Origin of the sequence: Paenibacillus phoenicis, assembly GCF_034718895.1 — a bacterium.
Lineage (GTDB): Bacteria > Bacillota > Bacilli > Paenibacillales > Paenibacillaceae > Fontibacillus > Fontibacillus phoenicis.
This window is the reverse complement of the sequence record NZ_JAYERP010000001.1, coordinates 3,807,498-3,827,161: the sequence shown is the minus strand read 5'-3', so window position 1 is coordinate 3,827,161 and position 19,664 is coordinate 3,807,498. Positions and strand designations below refer to the sequence as shown.

Below are 19,664 nucleotides of genomic sequence, written 5' to 3'. Positions count from 1 at the left end.
AGCTTCTTCACCTACCTGTTCATTTTCGGATCCAGCACGTCCCGCAGCCCGTCGCCAAACAAATTGATAGCAATGACGGTGGCAAAAATAGACAGCCCTGGCGGAATCCACAGCCAAGGATGCTGCTGGAAGTCGATCAAATTGTTCGCGGCGTCGATCATATTGCCCCAGGTCGGCGTCGGCGGCATCACGCCCAGCCCAAAGAAGCTGAGCACCGACTCGCTAAGAATCGCCCCGCCGATGTTCAGGGTGGCAATCACGATAATCAGCGGCACGAGATTCGGCAGCAGGTGATGGACCAGCTTGCGCCGGTCGCGAAGCCCCAGCACCTCCGCCGCCTGCATGAACTCGCGCTCCCGCAGGCTCAGCATCTGCCCGCGGATCATCCGCGCCAGCCCCGGCCAGTTCACCAGACTGAGCATGATCATCACGATGTACATGCGGTAGTCGGTCGGCACCTTCCACTCCGATAGCAGCGCCCCGGCAATGAACAGCAGCGGTAGACCAGGAATTGTTAACAGCAAGTCGGCAAGCCGCATGATGATTTGGTCCACAATCCCGCGATAATACCCGGCAATCGCGCCAAGCAGCGTGCCCAAGAAGACGGACAACACCATGGATGCCAAGCCAACGGTCAGCGAAATGCGTCCGGCCTGCAGAACCCGGGTTAATACGTCCCGGCCCAGCTTGTCGGTCCCCAGCCAATGCTGCCAGCTCGGCGGCTTGTTCATCATCGACATCTGAATTTTGTTATCCGCATACGGCGAGAACAGCGGACCCAAGAAGCAGGCAAGAAACATAAAAACAACAACAACGAGCCCCGACATGGCCAGTTTATTGCGAAGCAGCCGGCGCAGCGACTGGCGCCACAGCGACGGCTTCTTGGACACGGCGGTACGGGCAGCCTCTTGGCCCGGCTTCGATAGATGTTCTGGAATTGAGTTCATGGTTGCTTAACCCCCTATTACAACCGGACACGCGGGTCGGCGATATGGTACAGCAAGTCCGATAACAACGTCCCGATCACAGTCAAGATCGCAATCAGCATCGTAAATCCCATCAATAACGGATAATCCCGAACAGAAAAAGAGGACATATACAACTGCCCAATCCCCGGCCAGTTAAAGATTTTCTCAATGATCAACGAACCGCCAAACAACGCAGGCAGCTCAAAGCCCACCAGCGTAATCGCCGGAAGCAACGCGTTTCGCAGCGCATGGCGGTACAGCACCTTGCTTTCCTTCAACCCTTTGGCGCGAGCCGTTCGGATATAATCCTGCTTAATCACGTCGATCATGTTGGTCCGGAAGTAACGGGTCAGCGAACCGACGCCCAAAATGGTCATTACGATCACCGGCAGGGTCATATGGTGAATAACCTCTTTTACGTAAGCAAATCCAGTGGCACTGCTCCCCGTTGTGATCATCCCGCCCGGCGGCAGCCATTTCAAATCGACCGCGAGAATCTTGATCAGGAATAGTCCGATAAAAAAAGACGGCAGCGACATCGCAGCAAAGATCAGCACCAGCACAAGTGTATCGAACCAGGAATACTGCTTGTAAGCCGAGATGACGCCAACGATCACGGCAATAAACCAGGTAAAGAACGTCGATACCGCCGCCAGCAGGAACGAGTTCCAGATATAGTCGTTAAACAACGCCAGCACCGGCTTCTGCTGGGCTAACGAATAGCCAAAGTCGCCGTGAAAAGCATTCTTCATCCATATGAAGTACCGTTCCAGCACCGGCTTGTTCAAGCCGTAGATCTCCCGCAGCTCGGCCTTGCGCTCCGGCGTCAGCTTGATGTTCCCGCTGATGAAGTCGCCGGGCGTCAGCGCGTACAGGCAAAAGATCAGCAGCGAGGCCGCCAGCAAAATCGCCGCCATATAAATCAATCGTTTGGTGATATAGGCGCTCATCGCGTCGCACTCCTTAGACAAGCCATCCCCTCGCATGCAGGGCACACGAGGGGAGCGGCTGATTTTTCAAAGATTCAGATTCTATTCCAACGTCCAGTTTGGCAAGCTGGAGGACAGGCCGGTAAACGGACTGACCGTCAGGTTTTGAATGCGGCCGTTATAGGCATATACCGTCTTCTTGTAGTTCGTGAAGATAATCGGCAATTCGTCGTTCAGCAGCTGGAACAGCTCCTTATAAGTGGCTTTACGTTGTTCGATGTCGCTGGTGCTCAGTGCTTTGTCATACAACTCTTTGACCTTCGGGTTGTCATAACCTTTGATCTCTCCATCCACGAATTGCAGTACGCCGTCGGACGGGTCAGCAAGCATTGGAGTAGAGAAGGAAGCCATATCGTAGTCGCCGCCTTCGACCTTGGAGACCAGCGCGTTAAAGTCCGCGAACACCTCCGGCTGGAAGTTTACGCCGATTTCAGCGAAGTTCTCCGTCGCTACAGCAATAAAGACGTCGGTTTGGGCGTTCTTGGAACCAAGGTAATGGATGGTCAGCTTCTGACCGTCCTTCTCACGGATGCCGTCTGCCCCTTTCACCCAACCGGCTTCGTCCAGCAGTTGATTGGCTTTGTCCGGATCATAGGCATATTGGTTGATGCCTTCTTCCGTGTAAGCCCAGGAAATTGGCGAAGCTGGAATGTTGGCAACTTGCCCTGCGCCTTGGTTCACTTCCACGTAAATGCTTTGACGATCCAATCCATACGTCAGCGCCTGTCTAACTTTCTTATCCTTCAAAGCTTCATGTTCGAGATTTAATTGCAGATAACCATAAGTGCTTGGGGTATACGGCAAAATATTGACGAAGCCCATGCTTTTCAGCTTATCGATGTTCTCGGTCGTGGCGCTGAAGGAAGCGTAGTCCACTTCACCTGTCTCCAGGTACTGCCATGTGTCACCTTCAGAGGTTTTATAGATAAACTTCTCGGTTTTTGGCTTACCCGCATAGTAGTAAGGGTTGGCGACATAACGCACCTCTTGCCCCGGAATGAACTTCTCCAGGATATAAGGGCCGTTGCCGACCGGCTTCTCGTGCAGCTTCTTAATGTAATCGAGCTGGCCGAACTTGTAGTCCTTGCCGTAATAAGCTTTGGACAGGATATCGCCGCCAAGCAGCACCAGGGCGGTCGCATTTGGCTGCTCCAGCGTCACCGAGATGGTCTGCGGATCTTTCACGGTAATGCCGGAAATGCTGTCCGCCTTCCCTTCCTTATAAGCTTCACCGCCAACGATATGCAGCGTTGGGATTTGGGAGTCCCCGTCGTAAGCTTTGTCATGCAGCAACGTCCAGGTAAAGGCCACATCGTCTGCAGTCATTGGCGAACCGTCGCTGAACTTCAAGTCCTTACGCAGATGGTACGTATACGTCAGCTGATCATCGGAAACCTCCCAGCTTTCGGCGAGGCCCGGGGTCGGCAGCCCATTGTCATCCACCGTTACCAGCGGCGTAAATAATAGCGACGATACATTGCCGTCATATCCGCTCTGCTGGAAGTACGGCGTAAACGCACCGCTCGGGTCGGTTAAGCCAACGATAATCGTATCGGTGCGCTCTTTGGCTATCGCTGGAAGCTTGGACATATCGCTGGCCGGAATGAACTGCAGCGCGCCTCCTGCTTCTGCGCCTGCGTTGTTCGCACCAGCCTCGCTTTGGCCATTACCCGCCTGAGCCGATGTCGAATCCGCTCCCTGCGTAGTATTGTTGCCCCCGTCCCCGCCGCAGGCCGTCAGTACCAAAGCCCCGGACAACAATAAGGTCAGAAGCGCAGTCACTCGTTTTTTCTTCATTTGCATGATTTTCTCCCTCCGAATTGTCTTTTTTCAGGTGGAACCTTACAATAGACATTAATTCCGATAAGTTAAGTAGAGTTTTAACGCTCCTATTATACGATCGGGATGCGGTTCTGTAAATAGAGAACTTAATAATTTTTCTTTATTCAGAGAATTTAATATTTATGCCACAAAAAAAGACCCCGCCCCCGTTCACACGGTGCGGAATCCTTATGACTGCCATGGCTGGCACTGATTTAGTTGACGATATAATCGACCAATTTCCGGTGCATCACATCCAGCATTTCCGGACGCAAGCTGTATTCGGATATCGTTTCCCCATCGATATGGGCACGGATAAAGCCGCCGCTGCGAAGCTTGGACACATGATCATGCGTAATCCCCTTGGAAATCTGCAAGTGACGGACGATCTCCGTAAATGTTCGGGGACCGCCGCTCAAATAACGCAAAATTTTCAGTCGGCTCTGCTCGGCGAGCGCCCGGAGCATCCGGTATTCATGGGGAGGAAAATCCGTTTCGTCGTCCAGATAGAATCGCGCCGAATAATGACACTGCGTGATCCGGCCAAAGTGATAAATGATATTCATCGGCTGAAAATGATAGTGCGGCACAAGAACCAGCTTCTCCAGCCCTTCCTTTGGCATAAACGTTAATCCGTTCGTCGTCTCCTCGATAAACGCCGACAACTCGGTTTGGTTGGCCAGCTCCGCCGTACGCGCCTGAGCTTCGGAACGCAGCCCGCCGATCACTTCCGGCTCCAGCTTACGGAAATATTGCTCATGCCAGCTGGACAACACGGTCAAGGTACGGGAGCGGAATTGCCCCATATCCTTCGGAAATTGCTGACTGTACTCGGCGATCAGCTCATACAGATCTCCCGGCGTCTTCTTCTCCAGCCACGCCAGAAACTCCTCAGGCGACGCCCCGTCCGGGCACAAGTAAGCAAGCAAATACGTGGTTTTCCAGTCGCTGTCCACTTCCATTTCGCTGAGAAGGGAGCTCAAATCCGGCGTAATTTGTTTTAACGTATCCTTCACCCATGCCGGGCTCAGGTCGATTTTCTTATGTGATTTGCGGCATATCATCGTATGTAGGCTGCTAAGCAGCTCGTACCGGGGTTCAAAGGTAACCTCCACACGGTAATCCAATATTCCACTCCCCTTTCTCACCCCCTATTATAACGCGCTTTCCCCCAGTTCAGGAAAAACAAGATTTTTCCGCCAAAAAAAGAACCTGAGGTTCTCACCTCAAGCTCTCTGTTTAACTCACGGTGCGCGGCCGCTCCAGTCGGCTGATGCCGGGGATATGCAACGTTGCCCACTCCGGCTGCAGATGGTCGATATTTGCCACAACCACGGTCATATCATCGTGAATGACGTTCTTCTGATACCGGATGACGGACTCCAGCAGACAATCGGCGATCTCCTGCGGATCCTCGGCCTGGATCTCCTGGATCAGCCGCTTGATCCACAGCTCCTTGTTGACCGCGGGGCCCGGCGCATCATAGATACCGTCCGTCATCATGATCAGCGTATCTCCCGGATAGAGCTGAACGGACACCAGATCGACCTCGATATCCTGGATGATGCCGATCGGCAGGTTGCTGGCCGTCACCGGGATCACCTCCTGACCTCGCTTGATGAAGCTAGGTGAGGAACCGATCTTCATAAACGTCGTCCGCGCCGTATATTGATCAATCAGCGCCATATCCACCGTCGCGTACACCTCATCGGGCGAACGCAGCATCAGAATCGAGTTCACCGATTTAATCGCCAGCGTCTCCTCCATGCCGGATTGCAACAGCTGTTCGAGGATGTTCAGCGCCGTACTGCTCTCGAGCCGCGCCCGCTCCCCGTTGCCCATCCCGTCGCTGATCGCCACAGCAAACGTGCCGTTGCCCAGCTCCTTGGCACTGAAGCTGTCGCCCGAGAGCATGTCTCCGCCTTTGGCGGTGCCGGCGACCCCGGTCGTAATCTCAAACGCTTTCGCCGAGCCGAAGGTGACGGTCGCCAGGCCTTCTTTTCCTCCATGATGGACTTCATTCATTACAGCGATATGCTCTCCGAGGATATCTGACAGCAGCGGAGCAATAATCTTCCGGCATTCATCGAAACCGCGGGTGTACGCATGTACGATTTCGATCTCTACGTTTCCGTGGTCCAGACTCACAATGTCGATGCTATGAATGGACAAGCCCATTTTCTCCAGCGCTTCGCGGATTTGCTCCTCCTGCTTATACATGGCTTGTCCTTCGCGTTGGATCTCTCGGGCCAAATCCTCCATCACCTGCGAGACCCCCGAGAGCTGTTCGGCCACCAACCGGCGGCTGTCGTAGATTTGCCGTTTCCAATGCAGATCATGCTGATACAGATCGTACTCGTGTTTCATAATATCCAGCACCTGGTCGGTCTTCGCGCACATCTTCAACCATCTTGCCGGCAACTCGTCCGCAGTAATGTCCGGCTTCTCCTCGATCGCGGTCATCATTTCTGTCATCAGCTTGTACGTTTGATAGAATCGTCCGTCCCAGCACGTATTCTTGCGGAAGCAGGTAGCGCAAGCGCCCTGGGTCACCGCATTCATAAAATGGTCGATCTCCTCGCCGCGCTTAGCGATTTCCCCGGTGCTGGACACTTGTCCGAAGCTTCGCGCCAGCTGCTTGAAGACTTGGGAGAACTGCGCCACCCGGCCAGCCGTAATATCGCGTACCCGTTTGGCGTACTCATGCTGGGTTTTGGCATGCTCCTGCGTACCGGGTACGTATTTGGCAATAATTTGGACCATCTTTTTGGGGGTCAGCAGGAAGATCAGAACTGCGGCGCAACTCTCCCAAGTGGAGGACATCACATCCGCCGGGCCGGCGATATAGATGGACAGAATGGACGAACCGAGCAACATGCCGAATCCGACCGCCCCTTTGCGCCCTTCCCGAAGCATCCCGGCCAGCATCCCGGAGAACGCCAGCAAGCTCATTTGATACAAGGCCGACGTATCTGCAAGGCTGAGGATCAATCCGGTGATCACGCCAACCGAAGCTCCCAAAGGTGCACCGCCTGCCAAGGCGAACAGCAGGATCAGGTACCTCGACAGCACGTGCTCGGCCGATAACCCTTGAATCTCCCACCCGACCGTTCCGGTCATCACTGAAGCCAGCAGGATCACGAGGCATAAAATTTCCTCGCCGCGCAGCTGGTAATGCTTCTTCCGGTAGGTAAACACCGGGACCGCCTGAATGAAGACAAGCGTCAATACGAAGCTGAGCAGTGCATCCATCACGGTCATCGCGAGTGCGTACCAAGTCAGGGAAGGGCCAATCACCGCCCCGAACATCCCAACGAAGAACGTACTCGTAAACACCATAATCGGCGCATAGGAGAGATCTGCCCGTTCAAAAGACTCCAGCCCCTTTTGCAGCAAAGCGAAGATCAAAAGCTCCACGGCGATTTCCATGGCATGAAGATGCGCACCCGGCGTCAGCAGCGCTCCGCAGACCATCGCCGCCCCTGCGAACCACGCGATATCCCGCCGCATAAATCGAATCACCGCAAAGAAAGCGACGGCAAAAGGAGCCAGCTCATCCAAGATCGTCGCCCGGCCCAGCAGGAAGCTCATCGCAAGAAGCAGTCCGGTCCACTTGTTGACCGCGAACAGCCGCCCAGCCCGCTGGATGATTGGCTGGCCCAGCAGCATATTCCGCAACGCTCCCTTGTCCCATGCCTTCGCCTTTCTCATCCCTGGAAACAGGGTGACATTCCACTTATTCAACATCCTGGCACCGCCTTTTCCAAATTAGTAAGGTATGTCCCATTATAGGAGGCTAGAACCGGAAAGTTTGTCAGATACCGGAGCCGGTGCAAAAGAAATTTCCGACAAATTGAGAGGGAACGCCGACACCGCGCGAATACAGGCCCCCCATAGCGATGAGCCGCATCAGGGGTTTCTATGTTCGCATGGGGAATCACGGGCTTGTTCTGCGAACAACGGCCATTTGAACGCGCTCCTCGTAAAAAACCGTAAGAACCTGTCGGCAAAAAGCCCAGAGGCGACAAAACATGCTTTATCGCATAGGCAAAAGTCAACTTGTGAAGATTGGAGCGCGAAACAAAACAAAAAACCGCAGGCGAGCGATTCGCCTACGGTGGGTTTGATTAATTAAGTTTTCAGGGATTACATTCGTTTGGCTCCGCGACCTCCGCGTTTGCCTTCCGTATTCTTCTTCAACGAAGAAATGCGCTCCTCGCTGTCCTTCAGGAAACGAGAAACTTTGTCTTCGAATGAGGATTTGCTGGCTGGGGGCTTGAAAGAGCGTCCTCCCCGGTCCCGGTTAAATCCGCCGCCAGGACGGTCTCCGCCGATTGGCCGGTCCGTTCTCGGTGCACGAGGCGGTCTGGCTTCGGCCGGTTTGTCAACAGCCTGCTTGATGGAAAGTCCGATCTTGCCGTCCTTATCGACATTGATTACCTTTACGGTAACCATATCGCCGATCTTCAGATGATCGTTAACGTCTTTCACGTAATTGTCGGCGATCTCCGAAATATGAACGAGACCCGTGACACCTCCTGACAGATCCACAAATGCTCCGAAATGCGTGATGCCTGTCACTTTTCCTTCTAACTTGGTGCCCACTTCAATTGCCATAAAATAAAATGATCCTCCCTTAAAAATATACAGCCAGGCCTCGAAATCTTGACTGCGGTGATTTGATTATACCGAATGACTGAAACAAGGTCAACAGACGGATGTCCCGTCAACCCGCATGGGGTCAGTCATTTCCGGCTTCGGACTCGGATACCCGGACAGGGATTTCACCCGGTTTGTACAGACCATATTTCTTCATGGCAATTTGTCCAATGTATTCGGGGTCATTCAAACGGTCAATCTCATATTTGAGCTGGTTCAAGCTCTGCTCACTGGCTGCCTTGGCGGCTTGCCGTTCCGCCAGCTCTAGCGATTTGCTGCCGATCTCCCCGGCTTGAGAAATGAACGTATATCCGGCCCAGCTTAAAAACAGGACCATAAATCCCATCCAGATCCGCAGCCTGCGCTTAGCGAAAGCAGATCCGTTTCCGGAGGATGAAGTTTTGTTCGATGGTTTCGGATTTGTCGACACTTCGCGCACCAGGGCACCTCCCAGCCTTATTCTTTGTAGAACCAGCGTAATAGACGCAAAACACGCTCTCGCCACACAGCCGCCCAACGCCGAATCTTGTCCACCCCCTGCGGAATCCGAAGCCTTGTCCATATAGGTGTAAGCACCCATACGAGCAGCTTCCAGATCGGCAACAAGGTGATCCGGCCTAGGAACAGCAGCACAATCCAAACGAATCCGAGCAGAACACGGATCATTTTGACCAGCCATTGTAACGGAGCGATGATGAAAATCTCAATCGTTCGTACGATAAAATGATAAATTTTGTTAGCTATCCTCATTAACATTAACACAAAACGCTCGGTGAGAACACTAAGGAACAAAAAATAAATCCAAATACCTAGAAAAAGTCCTAAAAAAACATAGAACCTTAGTTCCCCCTGGTTGCTGTGATACAACGTGCGGAAGACGAATAAGGCGGCAGCCAACCAGTAGAGCAAATCGAGGGCATGGACACTCCAGCGGGGAAACCGGAGCTGTCCCGAGACGACGCGATAGCTGTCAAAGGCGATGCCCATGATCCCCCCGGATGCCAGCATCCAGAGCAGGGTCGCCCATTGTGTCTCCAAATTCATCGGAACAGCTTGCCGAGCAGGCCCTTACTGGACGAATTGGACCCCGGATCCAAATACGAAAGCGAGTTTACCGTACCTTCGATGCTGACCAGTCCCTGCTCCAGGTTCAGGTTTTTGATATGTAAATTATGCCCTCGGATCGTCATCGCACCAAGTTCGGTTTGAAGCAAAAACTCCTCGCTGTCGAAGCTTTCCACATTGAGGACCCCCGTAATGTCCAACAGCTTGCGATTTAGCAAATGCAGCTCCTGATGCTTGGCTTTATTTGGTTCGACCATGGCATGTACCCCTCCTTCTTATCCCTAGCTTATGGACGAAAAATCGTCTTTAGAACAAGTTCCTTCCGGCCTTTCACGTGATCTTCTTTACTGTCTCGAGAAGTCGCTTTCAACTACGATGAAAAGGAAGAGATTGACATTTGTCGGAGGCGAACCCGAATGCGTCAAGAATTTCCGAATGAACCCGATTCCGATCAAAAATATCGCATGGAGACCGACGCGCTAGGCCCCAAAGCGATCCCGGCAGAAGTCTATTACGGCATTCATACGGCGCGGGCGATGGAGAATTTTCCGGTCAGCGGGCGTCCAGCCCATCCCCGGCTGATCGAAGCGATCGCCGTGGTCAAGAAAGCGGCGGCGCGGGTCAATGGCAAGCTGGGCCTAATCCCGGCTGAGGTCGCGGAAGCGATTGAATGGGCGTGCGACAAGATTGCCGAGGGCGCCTTGGTCGATCAATTCGTGGTTGATGCCCTGCAGGGCGGCGCGGGCACGTCCACGCATATGAACGTCAACGAGGTGATCGCCAATTTAGCGATTAAACGGCTGGGAGGGACAAAAGGCGACTACCAGCTTGTCCATCCGTTGGACCACGTCAACCGATGTCAATCGACCAACGACGTGTACCCCACCGCGCTTCGAATCGCGGCGATCCGGCTGCTGCGCCCGCTCAGCGACGCTTATGCCTCCCTGCAGGAGGCGCTGCAGGAGAAGGAGCGGGAATTCGCGGATGTGCTGAAGCTCGGACGCACGCAGCTGATGGACGCCCTGCCGATGATGGCCGGCCAGGGCTTTGGTGCTTACGCCAAGGCGGTCGCCCGCGACCGGTGGCGGCTGTACAAAGCCGAGGAGCGGCTGCGCGAGATTCATCTCGGCGGTACGGCGATCGGCACCGGGTTGGACGCGCCCCGGGCTTACATCTTCCAGGTCACCGACACGCTGCAGGAGTTGACCGGGCTGGGCTTAGCGCGCAGCGAATTTCCGATGGACGGGACGCAGAACATGGACGTCTTCGTCGAGGTGTCCGGGCTGCTGAAAGCGGCAGCCGTGACGTTGTTCAAGATCGCCGGCGACCTGCGGCTGCTGGCGTCCGGCCCCGCCGGGGGCATCGGCGAATACACGCTGCCCGCCGTCCAGGCCGGCTCGTCGATCATGCCGGGGAAGGTGAACCCCGTCATGGCGGAAATGGCCGGCCAAGCGGCCATGCGGGTGATCGCGAACGATGCCGCGACCACTTGGGCCGCCGCCGGCGGCCAGCTCGAACTGAACGCGTACGGCCCGCTGATCGCCGATTCCCTGCTGGAATCGCTGGAGATTCTGGGGCGGGCCGTTCCGCTGTTCGAGCAGCGCTGCATTCGCGGCATCGCCGTCAACGAGGGCGTATGCCGCGAGCATCTGCGGCGTTCCACCGTGCTGGCCGCCGCGCTGGTCCCGCATCTCGGCTACGAGGCGGCCGCCGAGATTGCCGGGATCGCCCGGCGCGAGGGGCTGTCGGTGGAGCAGGTCGCTGTGAGCGGCGGCTGGCTGACCGCCGAACGCGCTGCCGCCATCCTGAATCCGCTGCAGGTCACGAAGCCGGGCATCCCCGGCGAATAGAGGGGGAATGGTTAGATGAGTCTGAACGCAACGCCGCGCGGGGAGCGGACGCATATCGCCGTCTTCGGCCGGACGAATGTGGGGAAGTCCAGCGTGGTGAACGCTTTAACGGGGCAGGAGATTGCCGTCGTCTCGCCGGTGAGGGGGACAACCACCGACCCGGTGTACAAAGCGATGGAACTGCTGCCGCTGGGACCAGTGGTGCTGATTGATACCGCCGGGCTGGACGACGAAGGCGAGCTTGGCGAGCAGCGCAAGCAGAAAACGCGGGAGCTGATCCACCGCGCCGACCTCGCCTTGTTGGTGATTGATGCGTTGGCGGGTCCCGATGATTTTTATCGGGAGCTGTTGGCCGAACTGAAGCAACGGAAGATCCCTGTCGTAGGCGTGGTGAATAAAGTCGACGCGCTGTTGGATACGGACGCGAGGGCGGCTGTACTTGCCGAGGTGAAGGCCCAGCTTGCCCTGGAATGCGTGGCATTCAGCGCTTTGGACGGGAGCGGCGTGCCGGAGCTGAAGCGGGCCATCGTCGCGGCGCTTCCGCACGAGGAGGAGCGCTTCCGGCTCGTCGGCGACCTCGTGGCGCCGGGCGATCTGGTCGTGCTGGTCGTGCCGATCGACAAAGCCGCGCCCAAAGGCCGGCTGATCCTGCCGCAGCAGCAGACGATCCGCGACCTGCTCGAGAGCGACGCCATCGCCGTTGTGACGAAGGAGCACGAGCTCCGGGCCACGCTGGATCGGCTCGGGACGAAGCCGCGGCTCGTCATCACCGACTCGCAGGTCTTCCTTAAGGTCGCCGCCGATACGCCGCGGGACGTGCCGCTGACCTCGTTCTCCATCCTGTTCGCCCGCCATAAAGGCGACCTAAATGAGCTCGTCCGAGGCGCGCGGGCCGTGGAGAACCTGCAGGACGGCGACCGCGTGCTGATCGCGGAAGCCTGCACGCACCATCAGCAGTCCGACGACATCGGCACCGTCAAAATCCCCCGCTGGCTGCGCCAAACCACGGGCAAGCAGCTGCAGATCGAGCACGTCTCCGGCTACAGCTACCCGCCGAACCTGTCCCGCTACGCGCTGATCGTGCATTGCGGCGCCTGCATGCTCAACCGCCGCGCCATGCTGCACCGCCTCGGCGAAGCCAAAGCGGCCGGCGTCCCGATCGTCAACTACGGCGTGCTAATCGCCTACCTTCACGGCGTGTTCCCTCGCGCGATCGAGCTCTTCCCCTCCGCCATGATGGCGTGGGATGAGGCGGCTCGGGGGTCTCAGTCGCAGTGAGAGAAACTCGGCTCCTGTGATCTGATCGGCTCCGGTGATGGCTGTTGAGGCGAAACGAACCTCTAACGCTTACCAGCAACGCTATTGGGCCCAAAATGGGGATTTTCAAAATGTAACGCTTATGAGAGAGCTTATTTTCCTGTTTCGCCCCCGAAACGAGGCCATTTGATGCCAATAAGCTCGCTAACAAGTGTTAGAATTGAAATCCCCCTCATTTGGCCCAAATAAGCGCTCTGACAAGCGTTAGCCGCACGCCGGAGTCCGCAGGCGAAAGCAAGAGAAATAGTTACTCCAAAAGCAAGGTGTGCAGGAGCTTTAAACGTCGCAGGTGTGTTAGGGCAGTTGGGAGTAGTTAGAGTAGTTAGAGTAGTTAGAGTTAGCAGAAGTTAGGTGCAGTTAAGGTAGTTTGAGTAGTTAAGCACATTTAAGCGCAGTTAAGCACAGTAGTAACTTTCGCGTCGGCAGCGTCAATAGTGACAACAGTGACACTCACGGATCAACAACATTAGCGTCAGCAATAGATACTGAAAGAGCACAATAGTAGTGTCAGCAGAGATTGGCAAAACAAAAACAGTAGCAAACAGCACGGACATTGGTGGAATAACAACAGTAACTAACAGTACGGACACTCGCTGAGTAACAACATTAGCGACAGCAGGGACACTCGCTGAGTAACAACACTAGAGACAGCAGAGACACTAGCAGAGCAACAACACTAGAGACAGCAGAGACACTAGCAGAGCAACAACACTAGAGACAGCAGAGACACTAGAGGAGCAACCACGGCGAAACGAACCTCTAACGCTTGCCAGCAACGCTATTGGGCCCAAAATGGGGATTTTCAAAATGTAACGCTTATGAGAGAGCTTATTTTCCTGTTTCGCACCCAAAACGAGGCCATTTGATGCAAATAAGCTCGCTGACAAGCGTTAGAAATGAAATCCCCCTCATTTGGCCCAAATAAGCACTCTGGCAAGCGTTAGCCGGAGTCCGTAGGCGAAATAATGGGTTAGCCACACGCCGCACGCCGGAGTCCGCAGGCGAAATAAAGCGCTAGCCGGGGGTTGAGCGCAGTAAGTGTACCCTGTACCGTGGCAAGCGGAATGGAGTTGGCAACTGGGCGAGATGCCGAATAATCAGCATATTGGCGCCAAAAAAACCTTCAACGCCACCCGCTAAGGTGGCATTGAAGGTTTTTGATTTCCGCGGGCCCCGGGCTAGAAGTACAAATCCCGCTCGCCTTCCTTGAGACGCTGCAGGCGGTTGATCGTCGCATCGCGGGCGGAGGTTTTGGGGATGCGGCGGAGATTGTTTTTGATCAGCGTGGCTCCCATCTCCCGGGCTTCGTCATCCCCGTAGTCCAGCAAATACTCCTGCAAAGTGAGCAGAGCGTTGGGATGACAGATGTTGTGGATCTGGCCCGATTTGGCCAGCCGCATGAAACGGTCGCCCGTCCGCCCCTCCCGGTAACAAGCGGTGCAGTAGCTCGGTATATACCCGTCCCGGCACAGCGACTTGATCATCTCCAGCGGCGAACGGTGGTCACCTACCTCGAACTGGGCGGTATCGCTGCTTGAGATCGCTTGGCCCTCGCTGCCGTACGTGTTGGTATAACCGCCAACGCCGGTGCACGAGCCTGCGCTGATCTGGGAGATCCCCAGCTTGATGACCTCGTCGCGGAATTTCGAGTCCTCACGGGTGGACAGAATCATGCCGGCATAAGGCACCGCGAGCCGTAACACGGCCACGATCTTCTTAAATTCATGATCGTTCACGAGATACGGGAAGCTGTTCAGATCCACGCCGTCCGCCGCCCGCAAGCGAGGGACGGAAACCGTGTGTGGCCCGCAGCCATACGTCGCTTCCAGATGCTCGGCATGCATCAGCATGGCGATCGTCTCGTATTTGTGATCATACAGCCCGTACAACACCCCCACGCCAACGTCGTCGATGCCGGCTTGCATCGCGCGGTCCATCGCCGTCGTATGCCAGTCGTAATCGCGTTTTGGCCCTTTGGGGTGCATGCGGCTGTAGGTCGGGCGGTGGTACGTCTCCTGGAACAGGATATACGTGCCGATCCCGACGCTCGCCAGCTTGCGGTAATCCTCCACCGTCGTCGCTGCGATATTGACGTTAATCCGGCGAATGCTTCCGTTGTCGACCTTCACGGAGTAGATCGTTTCAATGCATTCAAGAATGTAATCGATCGGGCAATGCTCCGGATCCTCCCCGGCCTCCAGTGCCAGCCGCTTATGCCCCAGTTGCTGCAGCACCTCGACTTCTCGGATCAGCTCCTCCCGGTTCAACCGCCGCCGAACCATGCCCCTATTCGACAGCTTATAGCCGCAATACTCGCAGTTATTGACGCAATAGTTGCTGACATATAAAGGAGCAAACAAGACGATCCGATTCCCGTAAATGCGTTCCTTCACCTCGCGTGCCGCATGGTAAATCTCCTCCAGCAATACATCGTCCTCCACGTTCAATAGGACGGCGGCTTCCTCCGCACTGATGCCTTTGGCGGTCCGGGCACGCTCCAGAATCGCCAGCACTTTTTTACGGTCGCGGGCTAGCCGCGACCCGTAAGCGAGCGCTGACACAATGGTCTCATCCCGGATGAAGTCCGCTGCCTGCCTTTGATCTGACCTGCTCATCCCCATCCCTCCCTGTGAGATGCCAAAATGACTTCTGAACCCCTTCGAGACTGTATGGACAAAAGCAACTTAACACTTAACGCTCAACGATGAACACTCAATACTCAATACTCAATACTCAATACTCAATACTCAACACTCAACGCTCAACGCTCAACGCTCAAAGCGCAACACCGATACCCCACACGCAACGGCAAAAAGCTAATAACGAGAGCGCACCAAATAATGTGTATGCAAATACTTATGGCTCTTATGGCTGTTCGGCTTCTCCAAAAACTCGCGATAAATTTGCTGGATATACGGGTTCTTGTGCGATTTCCGAACCGTAGACGCTTCGTCCTCGTCATAAATCGCCTTGGCTCGGGCAGCCTTCACGTCGAGGGTATCCCGCAGGCTCGCACCCACGATCGGCTGCCCGCCGCCGCAGATACAACCGCCCGGACAAGCCATCACTTCAATAAACTCGTATTGGCGCTGACCGGACTGAATCATCGACATCAGCTTACGCGCGTTGCCGAGCCCGTGAACCACCGCCGTGCGGATCATCCGGCCGTCCGGCAGCTCCACCGTCGTCTCCTTCATGCCGTCCATTCCGCGTACTGCGGTATATTCCACCGTCTCCAGCTCTTCGCCGGCGACCAGCTCGAACACCGTGCGAAGCGCCGCTTCGGCCACCCCGCCGGTCGCGCCGAAGATCACGCCGGCCCCCGAAGCTTCGCCAAACGGGTTGTCGAACGTCTCGCCCTTCAAGTTCACAAAATCGATCCCCGCCTCTTTGATCATCCGCGCAAGCTCCCGGGTCGTCAGCACGTAATCGACGTCCGGTAACGACTCGTGAGCCAGCTCCTCGCGCTGTGCCTCAAACTTCTTCGCCGTACACGGCATGATCGACACCACCACAATGTTCCCCGGATCGATCCCCATGGTTTGGGCGAAATAGCTCTTGATCATCGCCCCTTCCATCTCATGCGGCGATTTGCAGCTCGACAGATTCTCCATCATATCCGGGAAGAAATGCTCCACAAACTTCACCCAGCCCGGACAACAGGAGGTCATCAGCGGCAAGTTCTCCCCGGTGGCCAAGCGATGCACCAGCTCGGTGCCCTCCTCCATAATCGTTAAGTCGGCGGCAAAATCGGTATCAAACACCTTGTTGAAGCCAAGCCGGCGCAACGCGGCGACCATCTTGCCCGTCACCCGCGTCCCGATCGGCATCCCGAACTCCTCGCCCAAGGCGACGCGCACCGCCGGAGCCGTCTGCACAACGACGAATTTATGCGGGTCAGCGATTGCCTGCCACACGTCGCCCACATTCTCCCGCTCCTGCAGCGCGCCAACCGGACAAGCCATGATGCACTGCCCGCAGTTCACGCAGACCGATTCGCCGATCGGCCGCCCCAAAGCCGGCCCAATCACCGTGTTGAATCCGCGGTTCGTGAACCCGATGGCCCCCACAGTCTGCACCTCGCTGCACACGGAGACGCACCGGCCGCACAGCAGGCATTTTGAAGTGTCGCGCACGATCGACGGCGACGAGATATCAACCGTCGACCGCGCCTTGCCTCCCGCATATCGCACATCGCGCACCCCAATTTGATTCGCCACCTCCTGCAGCTCGCAGGTTCCGCTGCGCAGGCAGGTGAGACATTCCCGATGGTGATCCGACAGAATCAGCTCAACCGTCGTTTTGCGGGCTTTCCGCACCCGCGGCGTATTCGTCCGAATCCGCATGCCGTCCTCGGCCACCAGCGTGCACGAAGCGATCAGGCGGGGGCCCGACTCCACCAAGCAGACGCGGCAGCTGGACGGGTGGTTCATGCCCTGCAGATGGCAAAGGGTAGGAATGTGAATGCCTAGTCCGCTGGCAGCCTGGAGCACCGTTGTTCCCTTCGGCACTTCCGTTTCCATATCGTCAATCCATAATTTCACCGTATCCATGCTCGAACTCTCCCCCCTTCAGCTCTTATAGATCGCTTCAAATTTGCAGCTGTCGAAGCAAATTCCGCATTTGATGCACAGCTGCGGATCGATGACATGCGGCTCTTTCATCTCGCCCGAGATCGCTTCCGCCGGGCACTTCCGGGCACAAAGGGTACAGCCGCGGCATTTCTCCGGATCGATCGTGTACGTAATCAGCGAGCGGCAAACGCCGGCAGGACATTTCTTGTCGACCACATGGGCGATATATTCCTCGCGAAAATACTTCAGCGTGGACAGCACCGGATTCGGCGCCGTCTGGCCGAGCCCGCACAGCGAAGCCGCCTTAATTTGCTCAGATAGTTCCTCCAACGCTTCCAGGTCCTCCATCGTTCCTTTGCCTTCCGTGATTTTCTCCAAAATCTCCAGCAGGCGTTTGGTCCCGATCCGGCAAGGCGCGCATTTCCCGCACGATTCGTCACGCGTAAAGTCGAGGTAATACCGGGCCACGTCGACCATACACGTCTCTTCGTCCATCACGAGCATGCCGCCCGAGCCCATCATCGACCCCAAGCTGAGCAGCGTATCGTAATCGATCGGCCGATCGAGATGCTCGCTCGTTAAGCAGCCGCCGGACGGCCCCCCGGTCTGCACCGCTTTAAACGCTTTGCCGCCGGGAATCCCGCCGCCGATTTCGTAGATCACATCGCGCAGTGTAATCCCCATCGGCACCTCCACCAGCCCGGTGTTGACGACTTTGCCGCCCAAGGCGAAGACCTTGGTGCCTTTACTCTTTTCCGTCCCGATGCTCGCATACCACGAAGCGCCCTTGAGCATAATGATCGGCACGTTAGCCAGCGTCTCCACATTATTGATCACCGTCGGCTGCCCCCATAACCCGCTGACGGCCGGGAACGGCGGTTTCGGGTTCGGCATGCCGCGCTTGCCTTCGACGGAGTTCATCAGCGCCGTCTCTTCCCCGCAGACAAACGCCCCAGCTCCCAGACGGACGCTGATATCAAAGGAGAAGCCGGTGCCAAACAAATCCTCGCCCAGCAGCCCGTAATCCCGGGCCTGCTTAATCGCCGCCTGCACCCGGCGCACGGCGATCGGATATTCCGCCCGTACGTAGATGAAGCCGTGATTCGCTCCGATGGCGTAGCCGGCGATCGCCATGCCTTCCAGTACAGAGTGCGGATCGCCCTCCAGGATCGAGCGGTCCATAAACGCGCCCGGGTCGCCCTCGTCGGCGTTGCAAATCATGTATTTTGGCCCCGTCTGCTGCTTCGCCGCCGTCTCCCACTTAATACCGGTCGGGAACCCGCCGCCCCCGCGTCCGCGAAGGCCTGCTTCCTTCACCTCGGCGACAACCTGCGCCGGCTCCATCGTCGTCAGGACCTTATGCAACGCTTTATACCCATTCATGGCGATATATTCGTCAATGTCCTCCGGATCGATCGTCCCGCAGTTACGCAGCGCGATCCGTTGCTGTTTGCGGAAGAAGTCGACCTCATGCAGCGGCTTGATCCGCCCGTCCTTCTCCAGCGACTGTCGGTAGACGAGGCGATCGACGATTTTGCCCTGAAGCAGGTGCTTGTCGACGATCTCCGCTACGTCCTTCACCTTCACCCGGTTGTAGAATACCTCCTCCGGGTAAATGATCACGACCGGCCCCAGCTCGCACAGCCCAAAGCAGCCCGTCCGGACAATCTCGATTTTGTCCTGAATCCCTTGGCTGGCCACCGCTTGCTCAAAGGCTTCCGCAATGAACATCGAGTCCGAAGAGGTACAGCCTGTGCCGCCGCAAATCATGACAGAACGCTCGGCAACGCCCCCTTCAACAGCCTCGACCTTGCCCAGCTTACGGCGGACCAGCCGGCTAAGCTGCGACGTTCGAATGCCCTCGAGATCCAACAACGTTTTCATCGTTCCACCATCCCTTCTAATGCGTCTGTACAGGTGTGCGCATCTGCTTCAGTATTTTCGGTATCTCGTTTGGCGTCAGCCGGCCATGCACTTTCTCCCCAATGGTCATGACCGGCGCTAAACCGCAAGCCCCCAGACACCGGGTCGCATCCAGCGTGAATTTCCCGTCGGCCGTCGTCCCTTGGACCGGAACGTTCAGCTCCTGGCTCAAGCGATCCAGCACCCCTTGCGCGCCCTTAATGTAACAAGCCGTCCCCATGCAGACGCGGATGATATGCTCTCCCTTGGGCTCCAGCGAGAAAAAAGAGTAGAACGTCGCCACCCCGTAAATCTCAGCCATCGACATTCCCAGCTCCCGCGAAACGATCTGCAGCGCTTCCTCCGGCAGATAGCCATACAAATCCTGAATTTCGTGGAGCACCGGGATCAGCGCGCCCGGCAGCTGGCGAAACTGATCGATGATTTCCCCCACCCGGTGCAGCCGCTCCTCATCCTTCGCACAACGGCAAGTCTCTTCCATCTTCGCTTTCTCTCCCT

General features: G+C 56.3%; 15 protein-coding genes. 2 read left to right on the top strand and 13 right to left on the bottom strand.

The window, feature by feature from the left end; translation table 11 throughout:
• Nucleotides 1-11: 11 nt before the first annotated feature.
• The 9 genes from opp4C to yabP form a co-directional block, all read right to left on the bottom strand.
• Nucleotides 12-947, bottom strand: coding sequence for an oligopeptide ABC transporter permease (opp4C, locus tag U9M73_RS18160; protein WP_009226320.1), 936 nt, complete (start codon nt 945-947; stop codon nt 12-14).
• Nucleotides 948-964: 17 nt separating this feature from the next.
• A complete protein-coding gene (locus U9M73_RS18155; RefSeq protein ID WP_009226321.1) occupies nt 965-1,918 on the bottom strand; it encodes an ABC transporter permease in 954 nt (317 codons plus the stop codon).
• Between the two features lie 81 nt (nt 1,919-1,999).
• Entirely contained in the window at nt 2,000-3,754 is a 1,755-nt protein-coding gene (locus U9M73_RS18150) for an ABC transporter substrate-binding protein (RefSeq protein WP_323078433.1), read from the bottom strand.
• A 239-nt stretch (nt 3,755-3,993) separates the two neighbouring features.
• On the bottom strand, nt 3,994-4,905 hold the full coding sequence (locus U9M73_RS18145) for an ArsR/SmtB family transcription factor (RefSeq protein WP_323078432.1): 912 nt from the start codon (nt 4,903-4,905) through the stop codon (nt 3,994-3,996).
• A gap of 112 nt (nt 4,906-5,017) precedes the next feature.
• The gene (gene spoIIE / locus U9M73_RS18140; protein WP_323078430.1) at nt 5,018-7,525 is read right to left on the bottom strand and encodes a stage II sporulation protein E; all 2,508 of its coding nucleotides are present in this window, start codon (nt 7,523-7,525) and stop codon (nt 5,018-5,020) included.
• 399 nt (nt 7,526-7,924) lie between these two features.
• Nucleotides 7,925-8,395: a S1 domain-containing RNA-binding protein gene (locus U9M73_RS18135; RefSeq protein WP_009226325.1), complete on the bottom strand. Its 471-nt coding sequence runs from the start codon at nt 8,393-8,395 to the stop codon at nt 7,925-7,927.
• Between the two features lie 124 nt (nt 8,396-8,519).
• Complete coding sequence (locus tag U9M73_RS18130) at nt 8,520-8,876, bottom strand: FtsB family cell division protein (RefSeq protein ID WP_260071766.1); 357 nt, start codon at nt 8,874-8,876, stop codon at nt 8,520-8,522.
• Between the two features lie 17 nt (nt 8,877-8,893).
• On the bottom strand, nt 8,894-9,481 hold the full coding sequence (yabQ, locus tag U9M73_RS18125) for a spore cortex biosynthesis protein YabQ (RefSeq protein ID WP_260071765.1): 588 nt from the start codon (nt 9,479-9,481) through the stop codon (nt 8,894-8,896).
• Nucleotides 9,478-9,759 carry a sporulation protein YabP gene (gene yabP, locus U9M73_RS18120; protein ID WP_009226328.1) on the bottom strand — a complete coding sequence of 94 codons (282 nt, stop codon included), beginning with the start codon at nt 9,757-9,759 and terminating at the stop codon, nt 9,478-9,480. The genes yabQ and yabP overlap by 4 nt, the downstream gene beginning before the upstream one ends.
• Nucleotides 9,760-9,918: 159 nt before the next feature.
• On the opposite strand from yabP, the gene U9M73_RS18115 reads away from it, so the two are divergent.
• A complete protein-coding gene (locus U9M73_RS18115; RefSeq protein ID WP_323078428.1) occupies nt 9,919-11,352 on the top strand; it encodes an aspartate ammonia-lyase in 1,434 nt (477 codons plus the stop codon).
• A gap of 15 nt (nt 11,353-11,367) precedes the next feature.
• Nucleotides 11,368-12,630: a [FeFe] hydrogenase H-cluster maturation GTPase HydF gene (hydF, locus tag U9M73_RS18110; RefSeq protein ID WP_323078426.1), complete on the top strand. Its 1,263-nt coding sequence runs from the start codon at nt 11,368-11,370 to the stop codon at nt 12,628-12,630.
• Nucleotides 12,631-13,847: 1,217 nt separating this feature from the next.
• Here the strand turns inward: hydF and hydG are convergent.
• The 4 genes from hydG to nuoE all read right to left on the bottom strand — a co-directional run bounded on the left by hydG (nt 13,848) and on the right by nuoE (nt 19,647).
• Nucleotides 13,848-15,284, bottom strand: a complete 1,437-nt coding sequence (gene hydG / locus U9M73_RS18105) for a [FeFe] hydrogenase H-cluster radical SAM maturase HydG (RefSeq protein WP_323078424.1) — start codon at nt 15,282-15,284, stop codon at nt 13,848-13,850.
• A gap of 201 nt (nt 15,285-15,485) precedes the next feature.
• The gene (locus U9M73_RS18100) at nt 15,486-17,222 is read right to left on the bottom strand and encodes an NADH-dependent [FeFe] hydrogenase, group A6 (RefSeq protein ID WP_323078423.1); all 1,737 of its coding nucleotides are present in this window, start codon (nt 17,220-17,222) and stop codon (nt 15,486-15,488) included.
• Between the two features lie 18 nt (nt 17,223-17,240).
• Nucleotides 17,241-19,127: an NADH-quinone oxidoreductase subunit NuoF gene (gene nuoF, locus U9M73_RS18095; RefSeq protein ID WP_311202284.1), complete on the bottom strand. Its 1,887-nt coding sequence runs from the start codon at nt 19,125-19,127 to the stop codon at nt 17,241-17,243.
• A gap of 16 nt (nt 19,128-19,143) precedes the next feature.
• A complete protein-coding gene (nuoE, locus tag U9M73_RS18090; RefSeq protein ID WP_036646164.1) occupies nt 19,144-19,647 on the bottom strand; it encodes an NADH-quinone oxidoreductase subunit NuoE in 504 nt (167 codons plus the stop codon).
• Between the last annotated feature and the right edge of the window lie 17 nt (nt 19,648-19,664).

Excerpts from the sequence above, each read along its gene's own strand:
- U9M73_RS18155 (WP_009226321.1), bottom strand. The coding sequence starts at position 1,918 with ATGAGCGCCTATATCACCAAACGATTGATTTATATGGCGGCGATTTTG.
- U9M73_RS18150 (WP_323078433.1), bottom strand. The coding sequence starts at position 3,754 with ATGAAGAAAAAACGAGTGACTGCGCTTCTGACCTTATTGTTGTCCGGG.
- hydF (WP_323078426.1), top strand. The coding sequence starts at position 11,368 with ATGAGTCTGAACGCAACGCCGCGCGGGGAGCGGACGCATATCGCCGTC.
- U9M73_RS18100 (WP_323078423.1), bottom strand. The coding sequence starts at position 17,222 with ATGGATACGGTGAAATTATGGATTGACGATATGGAAACGGAAGTGCCG.
- U9M73_RS18135 (WP_009226325.1), bottom strand. The coding sequence starts at position 8,395 with ATGGCAATTGAAGTGGGCACCAAGTTAGAAGGAAAAGTGACAGGCATC.
- U9M73_RS18115 (WP_323078428.1), top strand. The coding sequence starts at position 9,919 with ATGCGTCAAGAATTTCCGAATGAACCCGATTCCGATCAAAAATATCGC.
- nuoF (WP_311202284.1), bottom strand. The coding sequence starts at position 19,127 with ATGAAAACGTTGTTGGATCTCGAGGGCATTCGAACGTCGCAGCTTAGC.
- yabP (WP_009226328.1), bottom strand. The coding sequence starts at position 9,759 with ATGGTCGAACCAAATAAAGCCAAGCATCAGGAGCTGCATTTGCTAAAT.
- nuoE (WP_036646164.1), bottom strand. The coding sequence starts at position 19,647 with ATGGAAGAGACTTGCCGTTGTGCGAAGGATGAGGAGCGGCTGCACCGG.
- yabQ (WP_260071765.1), bottom strand. The coding sequence starts at position 9,481 with ATGAATTTGGAGACACAATGGGCGACCCTGCTCTGGATGCTGGCATCC.
- spoIIE (WP_323078430.1), bottom strand. The coding sequence starts at position 7,525 with ATGTTGAATAAGTGGAATGTCACCCTGTTTCCAGGGATGAGAAAGGCG.
- hydG (WP_323078424.1), bottom strand. The coding sequence starts at position 15,284 with ATGAGCAGGTCAGATCAAAGGCAGGCAGCGGACTTCATCCGGGATGAG.
- opp4C (WP_009226320.1), bottom strand. The coding sequence starts at position 947 with ATGAACTCAATTCCAGAACATCTATCGAAGCCGGGCCAAGAGGCTGCC.